The sequence below is a fragment of the Kitasatospora sp. MY 5-36 genome, from assembly GCF_001182915.1.
Taxonomy (GTDB): domain Bacteria; phylum Actinomycetota; class Actinomycetes; order Streptomycetales; family Streptomycetaceae; genus Kitasatospora.
The window spans coordinates 1-3,336 of sequence record NZ_LFVW01000918.1 but is presented as its reverse complement, the minus strand read 5'-3'; the positions used below and the strand labels follow the sequence as shown (position 1 = coordinate 3,336).

At 76.2% G+C, this 3,336-nt stretch carries 1 protein-coding gene and 1 pseudogene; both read left to right on the top strand.

Annotated elements, in window-relative coordinates:
* Positions 1–283: pseudogene (locus AE652_RS38185) on the top strand (hypothetical protein); the annotation flags it as partial.
* Between the two features lie 319 nt (positions 284–602).
* On the top strand, positions 603–3,336 hold a 2,734-nt coding region (locus tag AE652_RS38180; protein WP_369808366.1), incomplete at its 3' end, for a type I polyketide synthase.

The following is a 3,336-nucleotide window of genomic DNA, read 5'->3' as shown; positions in this document are numbered from 1 at the left end:
CTTGGCGATGTCGACGATCGGGCCGGAGACGCCCGGGACCGGCCGCGCCTGGGTCGAGGACGAGGTGTCGGCCCTGCCCGAGGAGCAGCGCCCGGCGGGCCGGCTGGCGCTGCTGGTCGCCAAGGCCTCGTACCGGGTCGACGACGGTCTCGTCGCCGAGTTCCGGCGCGGCCGGCCCGGCGACGCCGCGCTGGTCGAGCTCGCCTCCTGGGCCGCCCTGGCGGCGGCCCGGGAGCTGGGCGCCAGGCTGGGGGAGCGCGCTCTGACGGGCGGTCACGGCTGACACCGAAGCCGCCCGCGGCACTCCGGACGCACCGAGGCCCCCGCCCCGCGGCGGGGGCCCCGGTGCGTTCACGGCCGTCGGCTCCGGTGCGCCGCGCGGAATATCACGGCGTTATGGAATGCGAACGCGGGGAAATAACGCCGTTATTGAAAGAGCGTGACCCGCGCGGGTGGTAAAGCAAACTCGGAGAAGGCATTTTCCCGGCCTTGGTCGCACGCTTGACCGATGGGTGGACTGCCGGGTTGGCGAAGGGATTCGCCGTCAATTCATCTCCATGGGTGGTGGATACATGAGCAGTGAACGGATCGCAATCGTGGGAATCGGCCTCCGCTATCCGGACGCCAATTCCCCGGGCGAGTTGTGGGACAACGTACTGGGCGGCCGCCGGGCCTTCCGGAGGCTGCCGGACGAGCGGATGAACCAGGCGGACTACTGGTCGGCGGACCGCACCGCGCCCGACCGGTACTACGCGACCAAGGCCGCCGTCCTCCGGGACTACAGCTTCGACCGGGTCGGGTACAGCGTCGCCGGCAGCACGTACCGGGCGACCGACCTGACGCACTGGCTGGCCCTCGACGTGGCCGCCGAGGCGCTCGCCGACGCCGGGTTCCCGGACGGCGCGGGCCTGCCGCGGCAGGCCACCGGCGTGGTGGTCGGCAACAGCCTCACCGGGGAGTTCTCGCGCGCCAACACCATGCGGCTGCGCTGGCCCTACGTGCGCCGGACGGTGGCCGCCGCCCTGGCGGGCAAGGGCTGGCCCGAGGGCGACGTCGCCGCCTTCCTCGGGGAGCTGGAGCCGCAGTACAAGGCGCCCTTCCCGCCGATCGACGAGGACTCGCTGGCGGGCGGCCTCGCCAACACCATCGCCGGGCGGATCTGCAACCACTTCGACCTGCGCGGAGGCGGGTACACCGTCGACGGCGCCTGCTCCTCCTCCCTGCTGTCCGTGGTCACGGCCGCCGGGGCGCTCTGCGACGGCGACCTGGACGTGGCCGTCGCCGGCGGGGTCGACCTGTCCATCGACCCGTTCGAGGTGATCGGCTTCGCCAAGACCGGCGCGCTGGCCACCGGGGAGATGAAGGTCTACGACCGGGACTCCAACGGCTTCTGGCCCGGCGAGGGCTCCGGCATGCTGGTGCTGATGCGCGAGCGGGACGCGGTGGCGCAGGGGCGGCGGATCTACGCGAGCATCAGCGGCTGGGGGGTCTCCTCGGACGGCAGGGGCGGCATCACCCGGCCCGAGGCGGGCGGCCACCGGCTGGCACTGGACCGCGCCTACCGGCGGGCGGGCTACGGGGTCGAGACGGTCTCGTACTTCGAGGGCCACGGTACCGGCACGGCCCTCGGCGACGCGACCGAGATCGAGGCACTGTCCTCCGCGCGCCGCGCCGCGGACCCGACGGCCCGACCGGCCGCGCTCGGGACGGTCAAGGGGAACTTCGGGCACACCAAGGCCGCGGCGGGCGTGGCCGGCCTGATCAAGGCCGCCCTCGCCGTGCACCACCAGGTGATCCCCCCGGCGACCGGCCACCACGACCCGCACCCCGGCCTGCTCGGCGAGACGGCGGCCATGTACGTGCCGGGCCGGGCCGAGCTCTGGCCGGCCGACCAGCCGGTCCGGGCGGGCGTGTCGGCCATGGGCTTCGGCGGGATCAACACCCACGTCGCGGTCGCCGAGGGCCCCGGCCGCACCCGGCGCGAGGCGCTCGACGAGCGCACCACCCGGCTGGTCGCCGGACGCCAGGACGCCGAACTGCTGCTGCTGGACGGCGCGGACCCGGCCGCGCTGCGCGCGGAGCTGGGCCCACTGCTCGACCTGGTGCCCCGACTGGCCCAGGCCGAACTCGCGGACCTGGCCGGAACGCTGGCCGAGCGGCTCTCCGGCGCCCCGGTCCGGGCCGCCGTCGTCGCGACCTCGCCGGACGACGCCGCGCGGGCCCTCGAACGGCTGGCCGCGCTGCTCGACTCGGGCGCGCGGGAGGCGTTCTCGGCCGCCGAGGGGGTCTTCCTCGGCCGGGCGCGGACCGCGCCCCGGATCGTCTACCTCTTCCCCGGGCAGGGCTCGGGACACGGCGCCGTCGGCGCGATCCGGCGCCGGTTCGCCACCGCGGAGGAGGTGTTCGGCGCGGCCGGACCGCCCGCCGGTGCGGACCAGGTCGCCACCGAGGTGGCCCAACCGCGCATCGTCACCGGTTCGCTGGCCGCCCTCCGGGTGCTGGACGGACTGGGCATCCGGGCCGGGGCCGCCGTCGGGCACAGCCTGGGCGAGCTGACGGCGCTGCACTGGGCCGGGGCGATGAGCGAGGAGCAACTGGTGCGCCTCGCCACGGTCCGCGGCCGGGTGATGGCGCGGGCGAGCCTCGGCGGCGGCGCGATGGCCGGCCTGGCGGCGACCCCGGAGCGGACCGCCCGGCTGTCGGACGGATCGGACGTCGTCGTCGCGGGCTACAACGGCCCCCGGCAGACCGTCGTCTCCGGCCCCGCCGGGGCGGTCGACGAGGTCTGCCGCCGGGCGGCGGCCGAGGGCGTCACGGCGACCAGGCTGCGGGTGTCGCACGCCTTCCACTCGCCGCTGGTCGAGCCGGCCGCGGCCGCGATGGCGGCCGAACTGGCCGGGTTCGAGCTCCGCCCGCCGGTCCGCCCGGTCGCCTCCACGGTCACCGGCCGGCTGCTGGACCCGACCGCCGACCTGCGGGAGCTGCTGCGCGCCCAGGTGCTGCTCCCGGTCCGGTTCCACGAGGCCGCCGAGGCCGCGGCCGCCGACGCCGACCTGGTGGTGGAGGTCGGCCCCGGCCGGGTGCTGTCCGGCCTGCTGGCGGAGATCGCGCCGGACCTCGCGGTGCTGGCGGTCGACACCGACAGCGCCTCGCTCGGCCCGCTGCTCAGGGTCGTCGGCGCCGCCTACGTGCTCGGTGCGCCGGTGCGGACCGCGGCCCTGTTCGGCGACCGCCTGGTCCGGCCGCTGCCGCCGGAGAGCGAGCCCACCTTCCTGGCCAGCCCCTGCGAGGCGGCTCCGGCCATCGGCGCGGCCCTGGTGGCGCGGGCCGGCGGGG